The sequence below is a fragment of the Stenotrophomonas maltophilia group sp. Smal13 genome (assembly GCF_030236855.1).
Taxonomy (GTDB): Bacteria; Pseudomonadota; Gammaproteobacteria; order Xanthomonadales; family Xanthomonadaceae; genus Stenotrophomonas; species Stenotrophomonas maltophilia_A.
This window is the reverse complement of sequence record NZ_JASJSQ010000075.1, coordinates 1-24758: the sequence shown is the minus strand read 5'-3', so window position 1 is coordinate 24758 and position 24758 is coordinate 1. Positions and strand designations below refer to the sequence as shown.

Below are 24758 nucleotides of genomic sequence, written 5' to 3'. Positions count from 1 at the left end.
GGCGGTGTGGGTTGGCAGGACCGTTGGCGCCATGGATGGCGCCATCGAGCCCCCAAGGACGGGTTTACGGCGTGTCCTGACAACCCACACCGCCCCGCCATCCCGCAGAAACCCGCTGTTGCTGTTGCTCCAGCTCTGGCCTCTGCGGGTGCCGGGCGCAGCCCGGCCGTAAACCCCTTACTTCTTTGCGCGCGGCTGGTTCAGCGGTTCCATCGCGCGGAAGCGCTGGCTGTACTCGTCGGTCAGGGTGCGTGCCTCCTGCCCGTTGCGCACGATGCTCGGCGTCAGCAGCACGATCACCTCCGAACGGCGGCTGGTGCGGCTCTTCTGCCCGAACAGTGCGCCCACCACCGGAATCCGGCTCAGGCCGGGGATGCCGCTGCTGCCATCGGTGCCCGTGTCGGTGATCAGGCCGGCCAGCATGATGGTGTCGCCGCTCTGCACCGCCGCTTCGGTCGACAGCTTCTTGGTGGAAATCCGCGGGTTGCAGTTGCGCTCGGTCGGGTTGCAGTTCTCCGGCACGTTCGAGGCGCTGCTCACTTCCTGCACGATGTCGAGGAATACCGTGCCGTCGCGGGTCACGCGCGGGCGCACCTTCAGGATCACGCCGGTGTCGATGTACTGCACCGAGCTGTAGCTGCTGGTGCCGATACCGGTGTTCACCGTGGTGGTATTGATCGGCACCTTGTCACCCACGTTGAGCGTGGCCTCGGCGTTGTTGCGCACGAACACCGAGGGGGTCTGCAGCAGACGTACGTCGGTGACCTTGTCCAGCGCGCTTACCACCGCCGCGCCATTGTGGCCGGTGAATGCCCAGCCCAGGCCTTCGCCACCGGTCGCGGCACCTGCAAAGCTGCTCCAGGAACCGCCGGCGGCAGCCGGCAGGGTCACGCCGGCCAATGCGCCGGTCAGCGCGCGCCCGGCCACCGCGTTGTCGAAGAACCAGTTCACGCCGTACTTCAGGTCCCCCTCCAGTGCGACCTCGGCCACCTGCGCTTCGATATGCACCTGCAGCGGCATCACGTCCAGCTTCTCGATCACTTCGCGGATCGAACGCCAGGCCTGCGGGGTCGAGCGCACCAGCAGGGTGTTGGTTTCCTCCACCGCCGACACGCCCACGCGATCGCCTTCCACTTCCAGGCTGACGCTGACATTGCCGGACTGGCGCTGCGGCAGGTTCATGCTGCCGTTGCCGGTGCCACTGGAGCCACTGCCCGGCGTCGAACCGAAATTGCTGCTGTTGTTGCTGTCCATGCCACGGTCACCGTCGCTGCCCAGCTGCGACGGCATTGCACCCGGCGCCAGCGAGGCCGGGCTGGAACCGCCGCGGTTGCCGCTGCTGGCGAAGGCTTCACTGAGGCGTTCGGCCAGATCGCGCGCTTTGATGTAGCGCAGCTCATAGGAGAACAGGCGGGCGCTGCCACCGGCGGTGTCGATGCGGTCCAGCCACTGCTGGATCTGGTCCAGGTAACGCACCTGCGGGGTGATCACCAGCACCGCGTTGGCGTTTTCCAGCGGCAGGAAGCGGAACATGCCGGCGCTGGGCGTCTTGCTCTCCTCGCCGAACACCTTCTCCAGGTCGGCGGCCACCTGCTCGGCCTTGCCGGACTGGATCGGGAACACGCCCACCGACATGCCCGACAGCCAGTCGACGTCGAAGATCTCGACGGTGCGCATGTAGTTTTCCAGCTCGGCGCGGGTACCGCCCAGGGTGATCACGTTGCGGCCGCTGTCGACGTTGACGATGGCGTTGGGGCGCGCGTACGGCTCCAGCACCTTCTTCATTTCAGTTGCGGAGATAAACTGCAGCGGGATCACCCGTACCTCGAAGCCACGCGCACTGGCTGCCGGCGCCGTGCTCGGCGCGACAGTGCCGGCCAATGCCTGATCGGCGGCGACGATGTTGTAGCGGCCGCCGCTGTAGACCATGCGGGCATTGTTCCAGCCCAGCACCATCTCCAGCAGGTTCAACGCCTGCGCCGGCGACACCGGCTTGGGCGTGGCCAGGGTGACTGTGCCCTGCACCCCCGGTGCGATCACGTAGTTCTGGCCCAGCATGTCACCGAGGATGGCCTTGACCACCGCATGCACCGATTCGCCTTCGAAATTGAAGGTTGCTTCACCGGTGCTGGCGCCATGCAGTGCCGGAGCCGGTGCGCGTGCTGCTTCGCGGTTGATCATGGTGCCGGTGCCACGGCGGATCACCGCCTGCGGAGCGCCCTGGGCGTCACGGGCAGCATCAGCGGCGACTTCGGCCGCCTGGCCGGCCTCGGCAGTGGGCGACAGATTGCCCTTGCGCTGCACATGCGGTGCGGACACGGTGCTGCAGCCGACCAGCAGCGCGAGGGCAAAGGACCAGGGAAGGAAACGCAGGCTCATGCATTCACTCTATCGGTTGGTGCCATCGCCCGGGGGCGGCGACGGTTGTTGCTGCTGTTGTTGTTGCTGCAGCTGGCGGCGACGGGCCTGGATGCGTTCGCGGATGGCCTGCATCTGCGCTTCGCTGGGGCCGTTGTTGTTGGCAGGCGGTGTGGCGGCCGCCGCAGCCGAGGATGCTGGCGCACTGCCAGCAGGCGACGGCGATGCGGTTGCCGCAGCCGGCGGCGGTGCCGGCGGAGCGCCTGCCGGGGGCGGCACAACGATCGCACCGGCCGGTGGCGCACCGTTGGCGCCGCGCAGCACGGTCGGTGGTTCACCCCCCTGCCCGTTGAATACCGCCAGTTCCAGCACCTGGTTGCCACCGGGGCCGATCACGGTGGCCTGACGCGGCTGCAGTGCGACCAGCTGCCAGCCGTCGACGGCTTCACCGTTGAGGCGCAGGCGCAGCGAGCGGTTCTGTTCGGTGGTGAAGGTGGCCATGCCGAAGTCGCCGGTCAGCAGCACGCCGGTCAGGCGCAGCGCGGCGCTGGCGGCGGGCTCGCTGCCGCCGAGCAGGTAGGGCTTCGGCCTGCGGTCCTCGGCGAACAGCGGTCGCTCGCCGATCGCGCTGTAGCTTTCGGCGCTGGCCATGCGTTCTGCGGCCAACGGCGGCAGCACCGGCAACGAAGGCACCGCATCGGCATCACCGTCCGCACCTGGCAGCTGGCTGCCCAGACCGAAGCCGGTGGCCAGCCAGACCGCTGCCGCCCAGCCGGCCAGTGCCAGCAGGAAGCCGGTGCGCAGGCTGATCTGCTCAAGCTTCATCGGCCACCTCCTGCCCTTCTTCCGGCGCAGCCGGTGCGGCGGCCGGTGAAGGTGTGGCCGAAGGCGGTTGCGGCGCCGCGCCCGGTTCGGCTGCAGGTGCCGGCGCAGCGCCATCGGCCGCAGCACCGGGCAGCAGGTAACCGGCCAGTTCGAACGACACGTCCAGGCCGAGCCCGGACTCGTTGGGCGACTGCTGGAAGCGCTGCGCGATCAGGTTGAGGTTGTCGACGAACAGGCGCGGGCTGCCGGTTTCCAGGCTGTGCAGCACGGTGGCCAGTTCGGCCACACCGCAACGCAGGCGCACCTGCATGGCCACGCGCACGAATTCGGCGTCACGGCGGTTGTCGGTGAGCGGCGTGCGGTTGCTGATGGTGCAGCTGCGGTTGCCCGGGCTGGCCATCGCCACCGCATCCTGCAGCTTCGCGCCCAGCGCAGCGGCCGCAGCTTCGGCGGTGGCTTCGCGCAGGAAGCCCGGCCGCTGCTGCAGTGCCTCGCGGGTGGCGCGCAGGCGCTGTTCGATCTGCGGCTGCTGCTGCAGCTGCGCCTGCACGCGCTGCTCGCGCTCGCGCAGGGCAGCCACGTCGGCGTCGATTTCGCGCAGTGGCTGGGTGAACCAGGGGTGCACCAGCAGCAGGTAGGCCAGGCCCAGCACTGCCAGCAGCAGCGCCAGTGCCAGCCAGCGGTCACGGCGTGCGCTTGGCATCGGCATCGGCCGCCTCCCGGGTCGGGGCCGCAGCCGGCAACGGCTGCAGTTCGGCGGTCATGGTGAAGCGGTCACGGCCACTGGCGGCGCCATCGGCCTGCAGTACGCCGGTCAGATTGACCTTGCGCCACTGCGGTGCGTCCTGCAGCAGCTGCACCAGCTGCGAGGCCTCGCGGCTCAGGCCGATCAGCTGCAGGTTGTTGTTCTCGATGGCCAGCTTTTCCAGGTAGGTGCCCTCCGGCAGGCGCCGGGTCAGTTCATTCCAGATTTCCACCGTTCCGGCGCGCTGGCTGCGCTGCTTTTCCAGGAACGCGGCACCATCGATCAGCGCCTGCAGCTGCGCGCGTTCGCTGGCGACACCACGCGCACTGCGCGCACTGCGCTCGACCTGCGCACGCAGTTCGTCGGCGGCGGCGCGGCGGTTGTCGAGCAGCTGCAGGGCCGCCAGCACCAGCATCACCAGCGCGGCCACGGCCAGCAGCACATTCCAGCGCCGCGTCGGGTCTGCCCGCAGCTGGCGCTGCCCCGGTGGCAGCAGATTCACCTGCAGGGGTTCACCCTCGGTGTCGATGGCATCGACACCGGCCAGTGCATCGGCCCATTCGCCCACGCTGGCCCGCCACGCCTCAAGCTGGCGCAGTGGCCAGGCGATCAGTTCGACCTGCAGCTGGCCCTCGGCGGCGCCCCCGAGTTCACGCACGTCATAGCTGACCTGGCTGGATTCGAACGGCGTCTGGCGGTCAATCTCGAAACCGACCACGGCGCGCAGCCGGTCGGCCGCAGCCGCAGGCAGGCGCAGATGACGACGCAGTACCTCGCTGGCCGGCAGCAGCCACACCCGCGGCAGGCTGCGCAGTCGCGGTTCCAGCACGCGGTCCAGTTCGGCCGGCGACAGCGGCCATGGCACGCTGGCAACTGCTTCGCGGCGTTCTCCGGCCTCTCGCCAGACCTGCAGCTGCTCACCCTGGCGCTGCAGCAGCAGGCGCGCCTGTGCCCAGCCCAGTGCCCACTGCCAACGTGCCGGCACCCAGGCCAGCAGCGACTGCCGCCACCAGCGCAGGAAACGGCCGGCGCCAGGGCCGATCCGGCCCTGCACCTGCCGCACACTGTCCTGCCATGCCGTCATCTTGCTGTCATTCCCTGCTCCCAGCGAAGCACTGTGTAGGACCGCCCGGGAACCCCGCCCGAGCCATTGCGTACCACTGCCTGCAACACCGACCGGCGTCCACTGCCGTCGGTTGCACGAGACTCGATACTATAGGTGCCGCTGCTGCTGGCAAGCGTTGTCGCACCGCCAGCGGTATCTGCGTCACGCTCCTGCTGTGCGCGCTGCGCCAGCACGGTATCCGCATCCAGGCCCAGTGCGGTCAGCACCGGCGCGCTGGCGAACTGGGGATCCGGGCGTGCCTGGCGGCTGTACAGGGTCAGGTGCGGCAGCATGGCCTTGTACAGCGGGCCGCGCATGCCCAGTACCCGCTGCAGTTCTCCGAGCGTCTCGAAACGCTTGTTGCGTGGGCCATACGGCAACCCCGCCGCCGCATAGTCCTGGGCTTCGGCACCGCCGCCCGGCTGCAGCAGGCTGTCTTCATCACGCCAGTCGACAATGGCACCGGCCAGCTGCCGGGCTGCCCCTTCGTCTTCGCCGAGCGCCTTGAGGAACGCGGTCAGCAAGGTCACGTCGGCCAGGTTCAGGTTGATCTTGCCGTTCTCGTCCAGCACCTTGATCTCGATGCTGGCGTCATCGAACTGCCAGCGGTAGGTTCGGCCATCAGCGCGCCAGGGCGCCCGCAGCGGATCGGCGGACAGGCGCAGCAGCGCGTACTCCAGGCCGGCGCGCGCCCGTTCCTGGCCGCGTGCGTCGTCATCCAGCACCCGCTGCTGCAGATGCTCGACCCGTGCGCTCAGCGCGAACGCACCGACCAGCGCGGTCATCAATGCGATCAACCACAGAACCAGTACCAGTGCCGCACCGTGTTGCCGGTTCATCGCGCGCCTCCGCTGCCACCGTTACGCGGCGCCACCACCAGCGTCGGCCAGGGCGCGCCCCTGGCCGGGACGATCCTGATCTCCACCAGCATCGGCAGGCGGCGGGTATCGTCCCAGCGCGGCATCCAGTCGCTCACCTGGCCGGTACTGGCATCGATGCCGCGATAGCGCAGTTGTACCGACTTCAGGTTTTCCACCAGCACTTCCGGCGGGCGCGGCGGGTTCTCGGCGATGCGCTCGCCTTCCTGCAGCAGCACCAGGTCCAGCAGCAGGCGCTGCTGGCCATCGCGGCCGTCCACCTGCAGCGCGTGCAGGTAGGGTCCGCCGCGGCCGAGGTAGCCCGGCAGATCGGCGGCGAACAACATGCGCTGCTCTTCGCCCTGGAAGAAGATCGGTTCGCGGGTGGGATCGGGTACTTCCAGCGGCGTGCGCAGCGCACCGGCCAGCTGCCGCCGCAACAGCGACTGCACCGCGCGCATGCGCTCACTCTCGGCCGCGATCTGCTCGCCACGCTGACTGACCGCCATTGCCGAGCGGACGCTGGCGAACGCCAGCGCCAGGCCACCGGCCAGCAGCACCGTGGCCAGCATCACTTCAACCAGCGTGAAACCCGCGGCGCGGCGCTTCATCGCGCGCTCTCCAGGTCCGGCGGCAGCAGGCGCAGGCTGCGCCAGCGCAGCTGCTCGCGTTCGCTGTCGCCCCAACGCACCTGCAGCTGCAGTTCGGCCAGCCAGGGGGCACCGGCCGACTGTGACTGCACGGCGTTGCCGGCACGTGGCTCCACCCACGGCTGCACCTGCAGCTCCCAGTGGTAGCGTCCCTGTTCCCAGTCGCCCTGCTGGCTACCCACCTGCAGTGGCGTGGCGACACCGGTTTCGGCCAGCAGCGACTGCGCATGCAGTATCGCGCGCGTGCGCAGCTCGGCCTCGCGCACCTGCCTGGCACCACCGGACAGACTGCCCAGCAGCAGGGTCAGCGCCAGCCCGAGCAGGGCAAAGGCGATGATCACTTCCAGCAGGGTGAAGCCGCGAACGTGCCGCTTCATTGTGCCCGCCAGGGGCCGGAGCGGACCTCACCGGTCAGCCAGCCCACGTCGATGCGCCATTCGGCATCGTCGCGCTGCAGCCGGATGCGGCCACCGCTGGAGCCACCATCGGGATGGAACTCGATCACGCCCTGCCCTGGCGCGGTGGCCAGCTGCGCGGCGCCTTCGAACTGCACCTGCAGCTGTGCCGGCACGTCACCATGGCGCTGGTTGGCGCCTTCCCAGCGCCGCTTTGCCGGTTCGATGACAAAGCGCTGCGGCTCGCCGCGGGCGATCGCCTGCGCGCGTACCACCCGCAGCTGGTTGGCGATGTCCTTGCCGGCGCTGCGCAGCTGCATGCCGGCGAAGCCGCGCGACAGGCCGGCGGCGGTAATCAGGCCGATCGCTGCGATCAGCGCGATCACCAGCAGCATTTCCAGCAGCGACAGGCCCGCTGCGCGCCTGCCGTGCAGGCGCGGGCGAGGCAGCCGGCGCGGCAGGAAATACGTCATGCAGGATTACGGCTGGTAGCGGATGTCGGCATCGACGCTGCTGCCGCCGGCCTTGCCATCCTTGCCGAGGCTGATCAGCTCGTACGGCTGGCCTTCGCCCGGCGCACGGTATTCCAGCGCGTGGCCCCACGGGTCGTTCAGGTCAGCCGGCTTGGCATACGGCCCCAGCCAGCCACCGACACCCGCCGGTGCGGTCACCAGATCGTTGAGCGAGCCGGGCAGCTTGCCGGTATCGATCTGGTAGTTGTCGACCTTGGACGCAACGGTCTGCACCTGCGCCTTGGCGATGTTGGCCTTGCCGCGATCGGCGCCGCCCAGCACGCGGCTGGCGACCAGGGTCAGCACCGCACCGATCAGCACGATGACGATGATGATTTCCAGCAGGCTCATGCCCGACTGGTTGCGCGCGGCGGTGAAGGAAAGGCGGATCGGTCGACGGGAAGCAATCATGGTCGGTCCTTTCAGTTGCGGAGTGTCGGGGTTGCGTAGGGATCCATCGTCAACCGATGGCATTGGTCAGGTCGTACAGCGGCACCAGCACGGCAACGATCACCGCACCGACCACCGAGGCCAGCACCAGGGTGATCGCCGGCACCATCGCCGCCAGCAGGCGGTCGATGCGCCGGGCGCTGTCCTGTTCGAAGGTATCGGCGGCTTTCTGCAGCATGGTATCGAGTGCACCGGATTCCTCGCCGACCTGGATCATCTGCAGTGCCAGGCGCGGGAAACGCTTGCCGCGCGACAGCGCCAGCGACAGGCCGGTACCGTTCTTCACTTCATCCGCGGCGGCTTCCACATCGGCGGCCAGCGCGCGGTTGCCCAGCACGTTGCGGGCGATGCCCAAGGCACCCAGCAGCGGCACGCCATTGCGCAGCAGCGTGCCCAGCGTGCGGGCCAGCCGCGCGGTTTCCAGTTCACCGAGCAGGCGGCCAATGCCGCGACGCTGCAGCAGCCAGCCATCCAGCGCCAGCCGGAAGGCTGGTTGCCGCGCCTTGCGTTCGAAGAACAGCGCAAGTATCCCTGGCACCACCAGCAGCAACACCCACCAGTCGCGCACGAACAGGCCCAGCTGCAGCACCGCGTTGGTGAACCACGGCAGCGCCACATCCAGGCTTTCGTACATCTGCGCGAACTGCGGCACCACGTAGCCGAGCAGGAACAGCAGCGCGCCGCCCACCACCACCAGCAGGATGGCCGGGTACACCAGCGCGTTGATCACCTTGCCCTGCAGCGCGCGGCTGCGTTCGAGGTAGTCGGCCAGGCGCTGCAGGGTTTCGTGCAGGCTGCCGCCGGCTTCACCGGCCCGCACCATGTTCACGTACAGGCGCGAGAACAACCCATGCTGGCGCTCCAGTGCGGTCGACAGCGGCGCGCCACCGCGCACCACATCGCGGATGTCGGTGATCGCGCGGCGCGAGCGTTCGTCTTCGGGCAACCCGAGCAGGATCGACAGCGCGCGATCCAGCGGCTGGCCTGCACCGAGCAGTGTCGCCAGCTGCTGGGTGAACTGCAGCAATGCAGCGCCCTGCAGCGGCCGTTGGCGGAACAGGTTGCGCCAGGTACTGCCACCGATCGCACCGCCATCGGCCAGCTGGGTCTCCATCGGCAGATGGCCCTGGTCCTGCAGGCGCGCGACCAGCTCGGCCTCGCTGGCCGCTTCCATCTGCCCGTCGAAGATCTCGCCGTGCGGATTCAGTGCCTTGTAACGGTAGGTCGGCATGTCAGCCCCGGCGTCCTGCGCGCATCAGCTTTCCTCGGTGACACGCAGGACTTCCTCGATGGTCGTCTGACCACTGAGGGCCTTGGACAGGCCATCTTCGTACATCGTGCGCATGCCGGCTTCGCGGGCAATGCGTTCGATCTCGCCCATGCCGTCGCGGCGCATCACCGCGCGCCGCAGCGCGTCGTTCATCACCAGGAATTCCATGATGGTGGTCCGGCCGAGGTAACCGGTCGGCGCCAGCGCGGAGGGCCTCGGGCGGTACAGGTAGATCGGTCCTTCCGGCTGCAGGCGGCGCAGCTCGAAGCGTTCGATCTCTTCCGGCGAGGCTTCATAGCGCTCGGCATGGGTCGGCTCCAGCCGACGCACCAGGCGCTGGGCCAGGATGCCGTTGATGGTGGAGGTGAGCAGATAGTCTTCCACGCCCATGTCGAGCAGGCGGGTGATGCCGCCGGCTGCGTTGTTGGTATGCAGGGTGGACAGCACCAGGTGGCCGGTCAACGCCGACTGGATCGCGATGCGCGCGGTTTCCAGATCGCGCATTTCGCCGATCATGATGATGTCCGGATCCTGGCGCACGATGCTGCGCAGGGCATTGGCGAAGTCCAGCCCGATCTGTGGCTTGGCCTGGATCTGGTTGATGCCCTCGATCTGGTATTCGACCGGGTCTTCAACGGTGATGATCTTGACGTCGGCGGTGTTGAGCTGGCTGAGCGCGGTGTACAGCGTGGTGGTCTTGCCCGAGCCGGTCGGGCCGGTCACCAGCAGGATGCCGTGCGGCTGTTCCAGCACCTTGCGGAACTGCGGCAGGAACGCGTCGGTGAAACCGAGACGATGGAAATCGAACACCACCGTTTCGCGGTCCAGCAATCGCATCACCACGCTTTCGCCGTGCGCGGTCGGCACCGTGCTCACGCGCAGGTCCAGCTCCTTGCCCTGCACGCGCAGCATGATGCGGCCGTCCTGCGGCAGGCGGCGCTCGGCGATGTTGAGCCGGGCCATGATCTTGATGCGGCTGATCACCGCAGCAGTGAGGTTGGCCGGCGGGCTTTCGCCTTCCACCAGCACGCCATCGATCCGGTAACGCACCTTCAACCGGCTTTCGAACGGTTCGACATGGATGTCCGAAGCGCGCAGTTCCACCGCGCGCTGGATCACCAGGTTGACCAGGCGGATCACCGGCGCTTCCGAGGCGAGGTCACGCAGATGCTCGATATCATCGACCGCACCGCCCTCGCCATCGGCGGTTTCGACGATCGCGCCCATCGCGCTGCGGCCCTGGCCGAACCAGCGCTCGACCAGATCATCAATTTCTGCGCGCATGCCCAGCACCGGTGTCACCGGTACACCCAGTGCCAGCTGCACGGCCTGCTGCGGATAAGGATCATGGGCATCGGCCAGCCACAGCCGGACCCCCTGTTCATCCAGCGCCAGCGGGCAGACATGGAACTGCTTGAGGAAGCGCAGCGACAACGGCAAGCCTTCCGCCAGCCCTTGTGGCGGTGCTTCCGGCAGCTGTTTGCCTTCCAGCAGCGGCAGCCCCAGCACTTCGGCGCTGGCCTGGGCCTGGTCACGCTCGGACACCAGCCCTAGCCGCACCAGCAGGCCCAGCAGGCTGCCGCCGGCCTCTGCGTGCAGCGGCCGCGCACGTGCCAGATCGCCTTCCTTCAGCCGGCCGCGCGCCAGCAGCGCATCCAGGATGCGGCCTTCAGCGTCGTCGGCAGCGGCGGTAGCAGCAAGCGCGTTCACATGACTCTCCTGTCAATCGGCTCGACTTTAACAGTTAAGCCATGATTTCCGCCGCCCCTGCGCCACCTTTCGTAAAAAGACGAAGCCCGTCACATGGGATGACGGGCTTCGGCCATTCAACTACGACAGTTCAAGCTTACTGCGTGGCGAGAATGCTCACCCCGTTGTAGGCCGCTTCACCCACCACCTTGATGTAGTAGGTGGCCGCCACCGGCTTGGTCACCCGCACCGTCTCGGAGGTGCCCGGACGGGTCGACTTGGCGTCGTTGTCGCTGGCACTGGGCTCACGGCCTTCAGCCACGTAGACCGAAACGTTGCCGGTGCCACCGTAGGTGATCACGCTGAACTGCTTGCCGGCAGCCGCTTCGAAGCTGTAGAGCTTGCTGCTGCCGGCCGCACCGGACAGGCCACCGACCGCGGCCTTGTTGGTCAGCGGCGTGGCCACCGGCCCGCAGTTCTCGGTGCACGGTTCTTCCAGTGCCTTGGCCAGCGCGGCCTTGGCATCGAGGATGCCGGTACCGATCGGCGTGGCTGCCGGGATGGCGACCGGGAACGGACGTGCGGTTTCCTTCAGCAGGGTACGCATCGCGGCCGGGGTCAGCGGATCCTTGCCCTTGGCGATCAGTGCGCTCTGCACCAGTGCAGCAACGGCGGCCACATGCGGCGAGGCCATCGAGGTACCGCCCATGCCCATGTAGCCCGGCGTGCCCGATTCCGGCGTGGTCGCCGCATTGGAGCCGGTCTGCCAGATGTAGCCACCCGGGTTGCCGTCGACACTGCCGCCGCCACCCGGACCGGACAGGTCCACGCGGGTGCCATAGTTGGAGTAGTAGGTGATGCCACCGGTGATGCGCGTGGCACCCACGGTCACCACGCCTTCGCAGCTGGCCGGACGGTACTTGGACGCGTTGTCGGTCTCATTGCCGGCCGCCACCACCACCGTGGTACCGCGCGAGATGGCGCCGTTGATGGCGTCCTGGTAGGTGCTGCCGCAGGCGCCGCTGCCGCCCAGGCTCATGTTGATGATCTCGGCCGGGTTGGTGTTGGCCGGGATGCCGGTCACCGTGCCACCCGATGCCCAGACCACCGCGTCGGCGATGTCGGACAGGTAGCCGCCGCACTTGCCCAGCACGCGCACCGGCAGCACCTTGGCCTTGTAGGCGACACCGGCCATGCCGACGCCGTTGTTGGTCTGCTCGGCGACGGTGCCGGCGACGTGGGTGCCGTGCCAGGAACTGTCCTCGGCCAGCGAGCCGTCATAGCACTCGTTGTCGTTCTCGACCCAGTCACCGTAGTCCTGCGCACCCGGCACACGATCGTTGGTCGGGCGCCGCGAGGTCTCCGCATCGCTGATGAAGTCGTAACCCTCCAGCAGGTTGCCGACCAGGTCCGGATGCTGCGGCAGAATGCCGGTATCGATCACCGCCACCACGATGCCCTCACCCTGCGAGACATCCCATGCCGCCGGTGCGTTGATGCCGCCGACGGCGTTGTGCAGGTGCCACTGGTTCTGCTGGTAGAAGGGATCGTTCGGCACCAGCGCCGGCTGTACGTCGCCGGCACGCAGCTCGGTGCGGCGCAGCTTGACGTCGGCTTCGGCGTACTGCACCGACGGGTCGGCCTGCAGTTCCTTCAGCACACGCTGCAGTTCGGCCGGGGCCAGGCGGCCCTGCACGCGGATCAGGTCCGCACCGGTAGCGAGCTTGCGTACCACCTGCGGGCCGAGGGTACTGGCACGTGAGGTACCGCCGGAGAGGCTGGCCCGGGTCAGCGCCGACTGCACGGTGGACAGCTTCGCCGAGCGGTCGGTGGCGGCGGCAGCGCCGGCCCGGTACTTGACGATGATGCGCTCGGCGCCCGGCTGGGCGGTGCTGGCCTGGCGCACCGGTTCGCGGGTCGGCAGGCCGGCGGCGTGGACGGCACCGACGGCCGTCATCGACAGCACGGCGGCGGCAAGCACATTGATGCGAAGGTTCTGCTTCTTGATCACGTCGAATTCCTCTTCTGGGTCATGGATCGAACCAACACTGCGGCCATCATTCCTTGACGACTCCCGGCCGGCCCAGCCGGGATTGCCGTGACCTCCCCCCAGGCCCTCACTGCAGGTGCTGCGCCGGCGTGGGTGGCCGCCGGCGCGATGGAGTGGCTTACCAGCCGAAGCCGGCACCGACGCCAACCGAGCTGTCGTCGCTGCTGAAAGCACCGCCGAAGGTCACCGTGGCGCGATCGCTGATCGCACGCTGGTAGCCCAGCGACAACGCCGACTCGCCGCCCTGGAAACCAATGCCGACGCCGACCCGGTTCTGGGTGCGGATACCGGCGGCACTGGTGGCCATGTTGAGCATCGCCGCGCTCATCGCACCCTGGCGGTCGATGCGGCGATCCATGTGGCGCAGGCGTCCGTCGATCTCGCCCTTGAACACATCGAAGCTGTCGGCGACGGCCTGGACGCGGCTGTCGGTGTAGCTGTTGGCCGTGGCCATGCCACGGTCGAGCTGGCCCTTGTTGACCGCATCGGTGGCCGTGGTACCCGCCGCCACATTGGTGACCTGGCGCTCGTTGCCTTCACTGCCCACCGAGACCGTGTTGGCACGATCGGCAACCGAGCCCTGGCCCAGCGCCACGGCATTTGCCGCAGTGGCATTGGCGCCCTGGCCGATGGCCGTGGACGAAGCGCCACTGGCGACGGCGCCCTCGCCCATGGCGACGGCATTGAAGCCCGTCGCGGGAGTGCCAACCGGAATCCCGGCACCGGCGGCAGCAGCGGTCGGCGTGCCCTGCACACGCGCGGTGCTGGCCGGTGCCGCATCGGCCGTTGCAGGTGCATCAGCGGTGCTTGCCAGCGGGCTCTCATCCAGCGAGGCACTCATCGCGCGCAGGTTGGCAGTCCCGGCACGCGAGCCACCGGCGGTTCTGCGGTCGATCTCGCTGACCTTGCGGTCCAGCGCGCCGAGCGCATCGCCGACGTTGCTGTAGGTGGCGCCCTGGATCACGTAGTTCGGGGCCACGAACACACCCTGCATGCCGACGCTGGCACCACCGCCGAGGAAGCTGGCGGCATCGCTGAGCGACTGGAACAGCTGGCCGCCGTTGATCGCCTGGCGACTGCCCGCGGCAATGCTGCCGGCACCGACGTTGTCGATGGTGGTGCCCTGGAAACCAGACAGGGTCAGGCGGTCACGGCTGGCGTCGTCGTAACCGACCGCGCTGGCCGCGGTGGTTTCCACGGTGGCGATGCGCGAATCGAAATCGCCCACGCGCGTTTCCACCGCGCCCACCCGCTGGTTGGTGACGTTGAGCTGCGAACCGGTGATGGCATCGCTGCTGCCGGCGGCGATGCGGCCATCGGCCACATTGACGATGCGGCGCGTGGCCGGACCATCGGTGCCGTTGCCACCGCCGACCGACACCACGTTGGCATCGAGCGCACGCGAGCCCGCACCCAGCGCCACCGAGTTGGCACCGGACGCGCCGGCACTGTTGCCCAGTGCAAGTGCACCGTTGCCGATCGCCATCGCGTTGGCGCCCAGCGCATTGCTGCGCGCGCCGCTGGCACTGGCCGCCGAACCGATCGCGGCGGCATCACTGCCGCTGGCGCTGGCGATACCTGCGCCGGTGGCCTTGACGTAACGTGCCGTGCCATCGGCAGTCGCTGCGACCGCATCAAGCTGGCCACGATTGACCGCATCGGTGCGCTCGGTACCGGCAGCAACGCGGGTGATCTGACGATCACTGGTACTGCTGCCCACCGACACGGTGTTGGCACGGTCCGCCACCGAGCCTGCGCCCAGTGCGATGCTGCCGGCCGCCGAAGCGTTGGCACTGACACCCACCGCGGTGGCATTGGCGCCGGTGGCCTTGCTGCCGTAACCCACTGCAGTGCCAAGGCGACCACTGGCTTCGGCATAGCTGCCCAGCGCCGAAGCGCCGTCGGCCGAAGCATTGGCGCGGAAACCACTGGCCTGCGACTGGGTGCCGCTGGCCGTGGCCTGCGCGCCGCTGGCAGTGCTGTAAGCGCCCTTGGCCTGGGCGCCGGCGCCGGTAGCACTGGCGCCGAGTTCGCTGGCGCTGGCGCCACTGCCCACGGCTACGCTGTCGACACCAGCAGCCTGCGCCGCGTTGCCGAGCGCCGCCGCATTGTTGCCGGTGGCCAGTGCATCGAAGCCCACGGCGGTGGCATTGCCGGCCATGGCATTGGCGCCACTGCCCAGCGCGGTGGCGCCGTTACCGATGGCGTTGGCCGCGTTGCCAGCAGCCAGTGCATTGTCGCCGTCAACGAGTGCACCGGCCTCGCCATCGGCATTGCCGCTGGCCTGGAACTGCCGGCTGGTCTTGTCGGCGACGCCGGCGACCGCATCCAGCTGGCCCTTGTTCACCGCATCGGTGGCTTCGGTACCGGCTGCGACATGGGTGACCTGGCGCTCACCGCCCGCCTTGCCGACGGCCACCGTGTTGTCACGGTCGGCCTTGGAGCCGGCACCGAGCGCGACGCTGTTGCTGCCATTGGCGGTGGCGTTGGCACCCAGCGCGGTGGCACTGCTGCCTGCCGCCCACGAATTCCAGCCGATCGCCGTGGCGTAGTCTTCGGTGGCCCACGCGCCCGCACCGAATGCCGCGGCACCGGTGCCACTGGCACGCGAGGGGATCAGGCCGAAGAAGGTGCTGCCACCGATCGCCACGCTTTCTTCGCCACTGGCTTCGCTGGACTGACCGACCGCTACTGCACCGGTACCGGCGGCGGCGGCACCGAAGCCGACCGCCGTGGTGTTGGCGCCACTGGCCGCCGAACCGTAGCCCAGTGCCGTGCCGAGCCGACCGCTGGCTTCGGCATAACCGCCGACAGCGGTAGTGCCATCGGCGGACGCTGCGCTGCGGAAGCCGCTGGCCAGTGCCTGGGTGCCGCTGGCATTGGCTTCAGTGCCCGTGGCCGTGCTGTAGGCACCGCTGGCCTGCGCGCGCGCGCCGACCGCGCTTGCGCCCAGTTCACTGGCGCTGGCGCCGGTACCGAGCGCCAGGCTGGCTTCGCCGGTAGCCTGTGCCGTGCTGCCCAGGGCCGCCGCGTTGCTGCCGGTGGCCAGCGCATCGATGCCCACGGCCGTGGCGTTGGCGGCCAGCGCATTGGCACCACTGCCCAACGCGGTGGCACCGTTGCCGATCGCGTTGGCCGCGTCACCGGCAGCCAGCGCGTTATCGCCCTCCACCAGCGCCCCGGTTTCACCATCGGCATTGCCGCTGGCCTGGAACTGCCGGCTGGTCTTTTCCGCTGCCGCGGCTACGGCATCGAGCTGATTCCTGTTGACCGCATCATTGCCCTGCGTGCCATCGGCCACGTTGGTGATCTGGCGGGTGTTGCCACCGCCGCCCACCGACACGGTGTTGTCGCGATCCGCGATCGAATCGGCACCCAGCGCCACGCTGTTGGCGCCGCGCGATTCAGCGGCGTTACCCAGCGCGGTACTGTTGATGCCCCCCGACCAGGCGCCACCACCCACCGCAGTGGAGTAGTTGCCCGATGCCTCGGTGGCCAGCAGACCGAACAGCGAGCCGCCAACGGCGACACTGTTGGTGCCGGTGGCCAGGCTGCCCTGGCCGGTGGCGGTGCTGTAGGCACCGGAGGCTTCCGAATCGCCACCCACTGCCACGCTGTTGGAACCGGAGGCATTGGCGAAGTTGCCGAACGCGGTGGCATTGAAGGCCGAAGCCTGTGCGTAGCCACCGATGGCGGTGCTGTAACCGCCGCTGGCTTCGGCACCGATACCGAAGGCCGCTGACGCCGTGCCACTGGCCACGCTTTCGCTACCGACAGCGGTTGCCGCGTCACCGCTGGCATTGCTGAAGTAACCCACAGCCACGGCTTCTTCGCCAGAGGCTTCGGACAGCACGCCGGTAGCGGTACTGCCGGCACCGCTGGCGATGCTGGCCGCACCGAACGCCGCGCTCTGCTCGCCGCTGGCCTCGCTTTCCGCACCGTGCGCGGTGGCGTACTCACCGGTGGCCTGTGCGTTGGCGCCGACAGCGCTGGTGTTGGCTGCGGTCGCCAACGCATTGAAGCCCAGCGCCTGTGCGTTGCTGGCCAGCGCATTGGCGCCGCTGCCCAGCGCAGTGGCGCCATTGCCGATGGCATTGGCCGCATCACCGGCGGCCAGTGCGTTGTCACCGTCCACGAGCGCACCGGCTACGTCATCGCCATTGCCGCTGGCCTGGAAGAAGCGACTGGTGGTTGTGGCCGTGGCCGCAACCGCATCCAGCTGCGCCTTGTTCACCGCATCGGTGGCCTGGGTGCCGGCGGCGACGTTGGTGACCTGGCGTTCGTTGCCAGCGCTGCCCACCGACACCGTGCGCGCGCGGTTGGCGACCGAACCGGCACCCAGCGCGACCGTATTGCTGGCGCTGGCATTGCTGCCCGCACCCAGCGCGATCGCGCTTTCACCACCGGCTACCGTGTTGGTGCCGATGGCGATGCTGTTGATGCTGTTGCCCAGCGCCTGGAAGCCCAGCGCCACGCTGTTGTCGCCATAGCCGAAGGCACCGCGGCCGACCGCTGTGGAGCTGGCGCCGTTGGCCCAGCTGTTGTAACCGATGGATGTTGCGCCGCTGCCACTGGCCCAGGCCGCGTTGCCGAACGCCGAGGCATTGGTGGCAGTGGCCCATGCACCCGAACCGAATGCTGCTGCGCCACTGGCAGTGGCCCAGCTGTATCCGCCTACTGCGGTGCTGTCATCGCTGCTGGCGAATGCGCTGTCGCCGACCGCAACCGCATAGCTGCCGGTGGCGCGCGACTTGCCGCCTGCGGCGAAGCTGTTGTCACCACTGGCCTTGGCCGCGTTGCCGAAGGCGCTGCTGGCAGCCCCGGTGGCCTGCGCACCGCTGCCGACTGCGGTGGCATCGGCAACAGCGGTGGTGCCCACCTGCTGCGCCGTGCCATCGGCACCGATGATCGGCTGGTTGAACTCGTCGTAGGCCTGGCCGAGGCCACCGATGGCGACACCGCCATTACCGGTGGCCGCGCTGTTGCGGCCCACGGCCACGCTGTCATCGCCGATGGCCGACGCGGCAGCACCCTGCGCGATGGCACCTGCGCCGATAGCATTGCTCGACGAACCCACAGCGATGGAGCCTTCGCCATCAGCCAGTGCGCCAGCATCACTGCCCGCCTCCGGCTGTGCCTGGAAGAAACGCGCGGTGGTGTCGGCAGTGCCGGCCACGGCGTCGAGCTGGGCTTTGTTCACCGCATCGGTGGCTTCGCTGCCCGCAGCGACGCTGGTGATCTGCCGCTCGTTGCCGGCGCTGCCGACGGCCACGCTGTTGGCGCGCACCGCTTCGGAATTCGCGCCGAGTGCCACACTGTTCGCGCCGCGTGCGGTGGCGTAGTAACCCACGGCAGTGCTCTGCGCTCCGCTCGCCCAGGTCTGCGCGCCCAGGGCACTGGCGTTCTCGCCCGGTGCATAGGCGAAGTAGCCGACCGCGGTCGCTTCGGCGCCGGAGGCTTCGCTGAGGCTGCCGTTGGCCACGGCACGGTCGCCACTGGCGATGGCACCGGCACCGACGGCGGTGGCGGCTTCGCCACTGGCCTGGGTCTGCACGAAGAAGCCCAGGCCGGGGATCAGGTCAGCCGGGCCACCGATGGCGACGCTGCTGGTGCCCGTCGCGTTGCTCTGCGTACCCAGCGCGGTGGAATAATCGCCGATGGCATTGGCCACGGCGCCGAAGGCCGACGCCTGCGCACCGGCCGCATAGGCGCCGACGCCGTAGGACGACGCCGCAAAACCACTGGCTTCGGCACTGGCGCCGACCGCAGTGCCGCCGACGCCTGCGCTGGTTGCGCCGGTTTCCACCGGCACGCCGCCGCTGGTGATCAGCGGGTTGCCATCGGCATCCACCGCAGCGCCACCCACGGCAACGCTGCCTGGACCGTTGGCCTGCGCGTTGTTGCCGAACGCGGCACTGTTCTGGCCCGAGGCCAGCGCGTTGTTGCCAACGGCAGTGGCGTTCTGCGCGATGGCGGTGGCGCCGGCACCGACTGCCGTGGTGCCGGCGCCGATGGCATTGGCGGCCTCGCCGGCCGCCAGCGCCTCGTCGCCCTCGGCCAGTGCACCGGCATCGCTGTTGCTGCTGCCGTTAGCCTGGAAGCGCTTGGCGGTGGCATCGGCCACGGCGGCAACGTCCTTCAGCTGACCGACATTGACTGCATCGTTGTCTTCGGTGCCTGCGGCCACGCTGGTGATCTGCCGGGTCAGGCCGTATTCGGCGGCACCAACGGACACGGTATCGACGCGGTCGGCCAGCGAGCCCGCGCCGAGCGCCACGCTGCCGGTGGCCACCGCCGCGGAATTCGAACCCAGCGCGGTGCTGTATTCACCGACGGCGGTGCTGAACGCACCCACCGCGATCGATGCTTCGTTGGCTGCGGTAGCGCCGCGGCCCAGCGCGGTGCTGCCCGGGCCCATCGCCACGGCACCGCCGCCAACAGCGGTGGCGCCATCGGCAGTCGCTTCGGACAGCGCACCCAGTGCGGTGGCTGCGCCGTTCTCGCTGGCGGCGGTCGCGCTTGCGCCAACCGCGGTGTCGCCAAGACCGAAGGCCGCAGCGCTCTGCCCGACCACCACGCTGGCATCGCCGATTGCCAAGGCGCCCTGGCCGAACGCGCTTGCGCCCAGGCCCGCGGCAATGGCCTGGGTACCGATGGCAGTGGTGGCATTGGCCAGCGACTGTGCGCCGGCACCGGCCGCGACTGCGCCCTGCCCGTCGATCTTCGCCGCGTCGCTGTCATCGCCTGCGCCATCGGCCTTGAAATAACGGTTGCCATCTGCGGCAACGTCGGCCAGCGCAGCCTGGGTGGCGCGCGCCTGCGCGTCCAGCTGCGCCTTGTTCACCGCATCGGTGGCCTGGCTGCCTGCGGCAACATTGGTGATCTGCCGTTCCTTGCCGGTATCACCCACGGACACCGTGTTGGCACGCGTGGCCTTGGAGCCGGCGCCCAGCGCTACGCTGTTGGCCGCACTGGCGCTGCTGTTGCTGCCGATCGCCACCGCGTTGCTGCCCTTGGCCGTGGCCGAGCCTTCGATCAGGCACTTTTCGAGCAGCTTGCCGCTGAATGCCACGCAGGTGGCGCTGCCGCCGATCTGCACCGACTGTGCTGCGGCGATACCGCTCATGCCCAATCCCAATACCAGGCCCAGTGCCATCGCCAACCTTGCGGGCGCAGCCTGCGTTGCATCGCGGCGCTGGTCGACGACCCCGCCGCCGCTGTCGGAGGAGGCCAGTTCCGAGGCCACCACCAACTGACCCAATGCTTTGTTCCAGACCTTGCGATAAATCCGATTCATCGGTACGGCTCCTGATTGGACTGGTTTTGGGCAAAGCAACGCCACCGCTGGGCTTTCCGGCCCAACGTCCCCTGGGGGCGTTTATTCGCGTGATTTACTGCGGGGTATTGCCGAACGGCGCGCAGCGACAGAAAACCGAGCGCGTGCGCCAAGCGGTTACTGCGAAATGAATGATTCTGAAACGGGGTTCAAGTGTTAACGGCAACTTTGCAGATCGTCAAGACTTTGACACAGCAAATCCTATTGCCGTGAAGCACATCACTATTTCACGTGTTTATGAAAGGATTTTGTTATGCATGCGTGACGATTCCTCGACGCATGAAAATGCATGTAACTAGCGGTCGCGACTGGAGTTTCAAGCGCGCAAAGAAAAACCCGCCGATCAACGGCGGGTTTTTCCATACGCGATGGCATTGAGGCCTGCGCGATGCAGTGCGATCAGCCGCACCACACCCGCGCGTTGCGGAACATGCGCATCCACGGCGAGTCACCCTGCCACTCGGCCGGAGCCCAGCTCAGGTTGAGCGCGCGCGGGGTGCGTTCCGGGTGCGGCATCATGATGGTGACGCGGCCGTCACTGCTGGTCAGGCCGGTGATGCCGTCCGGCGAACCGTTCGGATTCAGCGGGTACTGGCTGGCAACGTTGCCGTGGCCATCGATGTAGCGCAGCGAGACACGTGCGGCGGCCTGGTCAACGGCGTTGTCGAACACGGCCTGGCCTTCGCCATGCGCCACCGCCACCTGCAGGCGCGAGCCGGCCATGCCACGCAGCAGGATCGACGGCGATTCCACCACTTCCAGCAGCGCGGTGCGGGCTTCGAACTGCTCGCTGGCGTTGCGACGGAACTGCGGCCAGTGCTCGGCACCGGGGATGATGCCCTTCAGCTGGCTCATCATCTGGCAGCCGTTGCACACGCCCAGCGCGAAGCTGTCCTCGCGGGCGAAGAACGCAGCGAAGGCATCACGCAGCGCGCTGCGCTCCAGGATCGAGGTGGCCCAGCCACGGCCGGCACCGAGCACGTCGCCGTAGCTGAAGCCACCACAGGCGACCAAACCGGTGAAATCCTGCAGGGCCACGCGGCCTTCGATCAGGTCGCTCATATGCACGTCGAAGGCGCGGAAGCCGGCACGTTCGAAGGCGTTGGCCATTTCAATCTGGCCGTTCACGCCCTGCTCGCGCAGCACGGCCACGCGCGGGCGCGCACCGGTGCTGATGAACGGCGCCGCCACGTCCTCGTTGAGGTCGAAGCTGAGCTTGGGCTTCAGGCCCGGCGCCGTGAAGGCACGCGCAATCTCGCGCTCGGCGTCGGCGTTGGCCGGGTTGTCGCGGCGCTTCTGCATCGCATGGGTGACCGACCACCAGGCGTCGAACAGCGCGTCCCAGCGCCACTCGGCCAGGTTCTCGCCGCCCAGCGACACGCGCACCACCGGCGCGGTGGTCGGCTTGGCGATGCGCTGTGCGCATTCGGTCAGTGCGTGGCGTTCGACCAGATCGGCGAACGCAGCACGGTCTTCGCGCGCGATCTGCACCACCGCACCCAGTTCTTCATTGAACAGGCTGCGGAACGGATCATCGCCCCAGGCATCGAGAGTGATGTCCAGGCCCAGGCGCGAGGTGAAGGCCATTTCGCACAGCGCAGCGAAGGCGCCGCCGTCGCTGCGGTCGTGATAGGCCAGCAGCAGGCCGGACTGGCGCGCATCGCGGATCAGCTCGAAGAAACCACGCAGGCGCTGCGGGTCGTCCAGGTCCGGCGCGGCACCGGCGAAAGCCGGCAGATCGCCGTGGTCGGCATGCACCTGGGCCAGGATCGAACCGCCCAGGCGCTGCTTGCCGGCGCCCAGGCCGATCAGCCACAGCTCGCTTTCCACGTCGCGGTCGAGCAGCGGCGTCAGCTGCTGGCGCACGTCGGCCACCGGCGCAAACGCCGAGATCACCAGTGACACCGGCGACACGCTCTTGTGCGCTTCGCCCTGGTCGTGCCACTGCGCCTGCATCGACAGCGAGTCCTTGCCCACCGGGATGCTGATGTCCAGCTGCGGGCACAGTTCCATGCCCACCGCCTTCACTGCGTCGTACAGCAGCGCGTCTTCGCCCGGGTGGCCGGCCGCGGCCATCCAGTTCGCCGACAGCTTGATCTCATCCAGCGCATCGACCGGGGCCGCGCACAGGTTGGTCAACGCTTCGCCCACCGCCATGCGTGCCGAAGCAGCGGCGTCGAGCAGGGCCAGCGGGGTGCGCTCGCCGATCGACATCGCTTCGCCGGACACGCCGTCGAAGTCGGCCAGGGTGATCGCCACGTCGGCCACGGGCAGCTGCCACGGGCCGACCATCTGTTCGCGCGCGGTCAGGCCGCCGACGCTGCGGTCACCGATGGTGACCAGGAAGTTCTTCGAAGCGACCGTCGGGTGCGCCAGCACGCGAAGGCCGGCTTCCTGCAGGTCCAGGCCGCCGGTCTTCAGCGCTGGCCAGCGCGGGGCCGGCGGGTGCGCGGTGTCGCGGTGCATCTTCGGCGGCTTGCCGAACAGCACGTCCATCGGCAGATCAATCGGCGCATCCGCCGGGGTGTGGCCCGGCACGGCACCGTAGGCCACCACCAGGTGCTCCTCGGCAGTCGCCACGCCAACCGCGGCGAACGGGCAGCGCTCGCGGGCACACAGTGCGGCGAACTCGGCCAGGCGCTCCTGGGCCACGCCCAGCACGTAGCGTTCCTGCGACTCGTTGCACCACAGCTGCATCGGCGACAGCGACGGATCATCGGTGGGCACCTTGCCCAGGTCGATGACACCGCCGACCTTGGAGTCGTGCAGCAGTTCGGGGATGGCATTGGACAGGCCACCGGCACCGACGTCGTGGAAGAATTTGATCGGGTTGTTGGCGCCCATCGCCACGCAGCGGTCGATGACCTCCTGGCAGCGGCGTTCCATTTCCGGGTTGTCGCGCTGCACGCTGGCGAAGTCCAGGTCCTCGGCGCTCTCGCCGGAGGCCACCGAACTGGCGGCACCGCCGCCCAGGCCGATCAGCATCGCCGGACCGCCGAGCACAATGACCGCATCACCGGCCTGCAGCTGGATCTTGTCGACCTGCACGCGGTCGATCGCGCCGAGGCCACCGGCCAGCATGATCGGCTTGTCGTAGGCACGCACCAGATCAGCGCCTTCCGGCAGCTCGAAGCTGCGGAAGTAGCCGAGCAGGTTCGGGCGGCCGAACTCGTTGTTGAACGCAGCGCCGCCAAGCGGGCCGTCGGTCATGATTTCCAATGCCGGTGCCATGCGCGGGTTCAGCGCGCGCGGCGCTTCCCACGGCTGCGGCAGTTCCGGAATGCGCAGGTGCGAAACCGAGAACCCGGACAGGCCCGCCTTCGGCTTGCCGCCGCGGCCGGTCGCGCCTTCGTCGCGGATCTCGCCACCGTTGCCGGTCGAGGCACCCGGGAACGGCGCGATCGCGGTCGGATGGTTATGCGTTTCCACCTTGATCTGGAACGCGCTGGGCACCTGCGGCTCGCGGCGGTATTCGCCGCTGGCCGGATCCGGGCGGTAACGCGACGCCGGATGGCCTTCGATCACCGCGGCGTTGTCGCTGTACGCGCTGAGCGTGTGCTGCGGGGTCTGCTGGTGGGTGTTCTTGATCATCCGGAACAGCGAGCGGTCCTGCTCCTGGCCGTCGATGGTCCAGCTGGCGTTGAAGATCTTGTGCCGGCAGTGCTCGGAGTTGGCCTGCGCGAACATCATCAGCTCGACGTCGGACGGCGCGCGGCCGAGCGCGGTGAAGCGTTCGCGCAGGTAGTCGATCTCGTCCTGGGCCATGGCCAGGCCGAGGCGCTGGTTGGCAGCCTCCAGCTGGTCCACCGGCACGCGTTCCAGTTCACCGCGGGCCGGCGCCGAGAACAGCGCCTGGCCCTGTTCCACGGTCTCCAGCACCGACTGCGTCATCGGGTCGTGCAGCGCCTTGACCAGCGCCTGCTGGGCGGCGGCATCGGCCGGCCACCCCTGCACGTCGATGCGCAGGCCACGCTCGACCCGGCTGACCGGCTGCCCGGCACCACGGACCAGTTCGGTGGCCTTGCTCGACCACGGCGACAGCGTGCCCAGGCGCGGCACCACGATGCGGCTGACCGCGCCGTCGGCCACGGCCTCGGCCTGCGGCGCAGCTTCGAGGATGCGGCACAGGGTGGTCAGGTCGGGGGCGGCGCTGCCTTCGGGCTGCACGAAGTAGACGTGCCAGGCACCGCTGATGCGCAGGGAGGGAGCGATGGACTGCAGGCGGGATTCAAGACGTTCGCGGCGGAACGGCGACAGGGCGGGCGCGCCCTCGAGGACCATCATGTCCGGGGAACCGTAGTTGGGAAACGGGCCCGACATTGTACCGGAAGCGGGGGAAGGGCTTTGGCCGGGCGGCGCCCGGCACCCGCAGAGGCGCCCAAGCCAAGGCCACAGCCAGAGCAAAGGCAAAAGCCACAGCAACAACGGGCATTCCGTGGGATGGCGGGGTGGTGGGGGCCAGCAGGACACGCCGTAAACCCGTCCATGGGGGCTCGATGGCGCCATCCATGGCGCC

The 24758-nt window shown here is 68.7% G+C and carries 14 protein-coding genes; all 14 read right to left on the bottom strand.

What is annotated here, in order from left to right; all coding sequences use genetic code 11:
- Positions 1–177: 177 nt before the first annotated feature.
- The 14 genes from gspD to purL all read right to left on the bottom strand — a co-directional run bounded on the left by gspD (position 178) and on the right by purL (position 24526).
- Complete coding sequence (gene gspD / locus QRO95_RS19550; RefSeq protein WP_285303254.1) at positions 178–2379, bottom strand: type II secretion system secretin GspD; 2202 nt, start codon at positions 2377–2379, stop codon at positions 178–180.
- Positions 2380–2388: 9 nt separating this feature from the next.
- Complete coding sequence (locus QRO95_RS19545) at positions 2389–3183, bottom strand: general secretion pathway protein GspN (RefSeq protein WP_100437858.1); 795 nt, start codon at positions 3181–3183, stop codon at positions 2389–2391.
- A complete protein-coding gene (gene gspM, locus QRO95_RS19540) occupies positions 3173–3892 on the bottom strand; it encodes a type II secretion system protein GspM (RefSeq protein ID WP_049424965.1) in 720 nt (239 codons plus the stop codon). Before gspM ends, QRO95_RS19545 begins: the two co-directional genes overlap by 11 nt.
- Positions 3867–5012, bottom strand: a complete 1146-nt coding sequence (locus tag QRO95_RS19535; protein ID WP_032130128.1) for a PilN domain-containing protein — start codon at positions 5010–5012, stop codon at positions 3867–3869. Before QRO95_RS19535 ends, gspM begins: the two co-directional genes overlap by 26 nt.
- Complete coding sequence (locus QRO95_RS19530; protein WP_285303253.1) at positions 5009–5872, bottom strand: general secretion pathway protein GspK; 864 nt, start codon at positions 5870–5872, stop codon at positions 5009–5011. The genes QRO95_RS19535 and QRO95_RS19530 overlap by 4 nt, the downstream gene beginning before the upstream one ends.
- Entirely contained in the window at positions 5869–6501 is a 633-nt protein-coding gene (locus QRO95_RS19525; RefSeq protein ID WP_285303252.1) for a type II secretion system protein J, read from the bottom strand. Before QRO95_RS19525 ends, QRO95_RS19530 begins: the two co-directional genes overlap by 4 nt.
- Positions 6498–6917, bottom strand: a complete 420-nt coding sequence (locus QRO95_RS19520) for a type II secretion system protein XpsI (RefSeq protein ID WP_032130131.1) — start codon at positions 6915–6917, stop codon at positions 6498–6500. The genes QRO95_RS19525 and QRO95_RS19520 overlap by 4 nt, the downstream gene beginning before the upstream one ends.
- A complete protein-coding gene (locus tag QRO95_RS19515) occupies positions 6914–7408 on the bottom strand; it encodes a type II secretion system protein XpsH (protein ID WP_032130132.1) in 495 nt (164 codons plus the stop codon). The genes QRO95_RS19520 and QRO95_RS19515 overlap by 4 nt, the downstream gene beginning before the upstream one ends.
- A gap of 6 nt (positions 7409–7414) precedes the next feature.
- Positions 7415–7858 carry a type II secretion system major pseudopilin GspG gene (gspG, locus tag QRO95_RS19510; RefSeq protein WP_004142831.1) on the bottom strand — a complete coding sequence of 148 codons (444 nt, stop codon included), beginning with the start codon at positions 7856–7858 and terminating at the stop codon, positions 7415–7417.
- Between the two features lie 49 nt (positions 7859–7907).
- The gene (locus QRO95_RS19505) at positions 7908–9128 is read right to left on the bottom strand and encodes a type II secretion system protein XpsF (protein WP_285303251.1); all 1221 of its coding nucleotides are present in this window, start codon (positions 9126–9128) and stop codon (positions 7908–7910) included.
- 24 nt (positions 9129–9152) lie between these two features.
- The gene (gene gspE, locus QRO95_RS19500) at positions 9153–10877 is read right to left on the bottom strand and encodes a type II secretion system ATPase GspE (protein ID WP_285303250.1); all 1725 of its coding nucleotides are present in this window, start codon (positions 10875–10877) and stop codon (positions 9153–9155) included.
- A gap of 136 nt (positions 10878–11013) precedes the next feature.
- Complete coding sequence (locus QRO95_RS19495; RefSeq protein WP_049398129.1) at positions 11014–12867, bottom strand: S8 family peptidase; 1854 nt, start codon at positions 12865–12867, stop codon at positions 11014–11016.
- Positions 12868–13024: 157 nt separating this feature from the next.
- Positions 13025–20203: an ESPR-type extended signal peptide-containing protein gene (locus tag QRO95_RS19490; RefSeq protein ID WP_285303249.1), complete on the bottom strand. Its 7179-nt coding sequence runs from the start codon at positions 20201–20203 to the stop codon at positions 13025–13027.
- Positions 20204–20641: 438 nt separating this feature from the next.
- A complete protein-coding gene (gene purL / locus QRO95_RS19485; RefSeq protein ID WP_285303248.1) occupies positions 20642–24526 on the bottom strand; it encodes a phosphoribosylformylglycinamidine synthase in 3885 nt (1294 codons plus the stop codon).
- Positions 24527–24758 lie beyond the last annotated feature (232 nt).

Coding starts and splice junctions, on each gene's coding strand:
- gspD (WP_285303254.1), bottom strand. CDS start 2,379: ATGAGCCTGCGTTTCCTTCCCTGGTCCTTTGCCCTCGCGCTGCTGGTC.
- QRO95_RS19545 (WP_100437858.1), bottom strand. CDS start 3,183: ATGAAGCTTGAGCAGATCAGCCTGCGCACCGGCTTCCTGCTGGCACTG.
- gspM (WP_049424965.1), bottom strand. CDS start 3,892: ATGCCGATGCCAAGCGCACGCCGTGACCGCTGGCTGGCACTGGCGCTG.
- QRO95_RS19535 (WP_032130128.1), bottom strand. CDS start 5,012: ATGACGGCATGGCAGGACAGTGTGCGGCAGGTGCAGGGCCGGATCGGC.
- QRO95_RS19530 (WP_285303253.1), bottom strand. CDS start 5,872: ATGAACCGGCAACACGGTGCGGCACTGGTACTGGTTCTGTGGTTGATC.
- QRO95_RS19525 (WP_285303252.1), bottom strand. CDS start 6,501: ATGAAGCGCCGCGCCGCGGGTTTCACGCTGGTTGAAGTGATGCTGGCC.
- QRO95_RS19520 (WP_032130131.1), bottom strand. CDS start 6,917: ATGAAGCGGCACGTTCGCGGCTTCACCCTGCTGGAAGTGATCATCGCC.
- QRO95_RS19515 (WP_032130132.1), bottom strand. CDS start 7,408: ATGACGTATTTCCTGCCGCGCCGGCTGCCTCGCCCGCGCCTGCACGGC.
- gspG (WP_004142831.1), bottom strand. CDS start 7,858: ATGATTGCTTCCCGTCGACCGATCCGCCTTTCCTTCACCGCCGCGCGC.
- QRO95_RS19505 (WP_285303251.1), bottom strand. CDS start 9,128: ATGCCGACCTACCGTTACAAGGCACTGAATCCGCACGGCGAGATCTTC.
- QRO95_RS19490 (WP_285303249.1), bottom strand. CDS start 20,203: ATGAATCGGATTTATCGCAAGGTCTGGAACAAAGCATTGGGTCAGTTG.
- purL (WP_285303248.1), bottom strand. CDS start 24,526: ATGATGGTCCTCGAGGGCGCGCCCGCCCTGTCGCCGTTCCGCCGCGAA.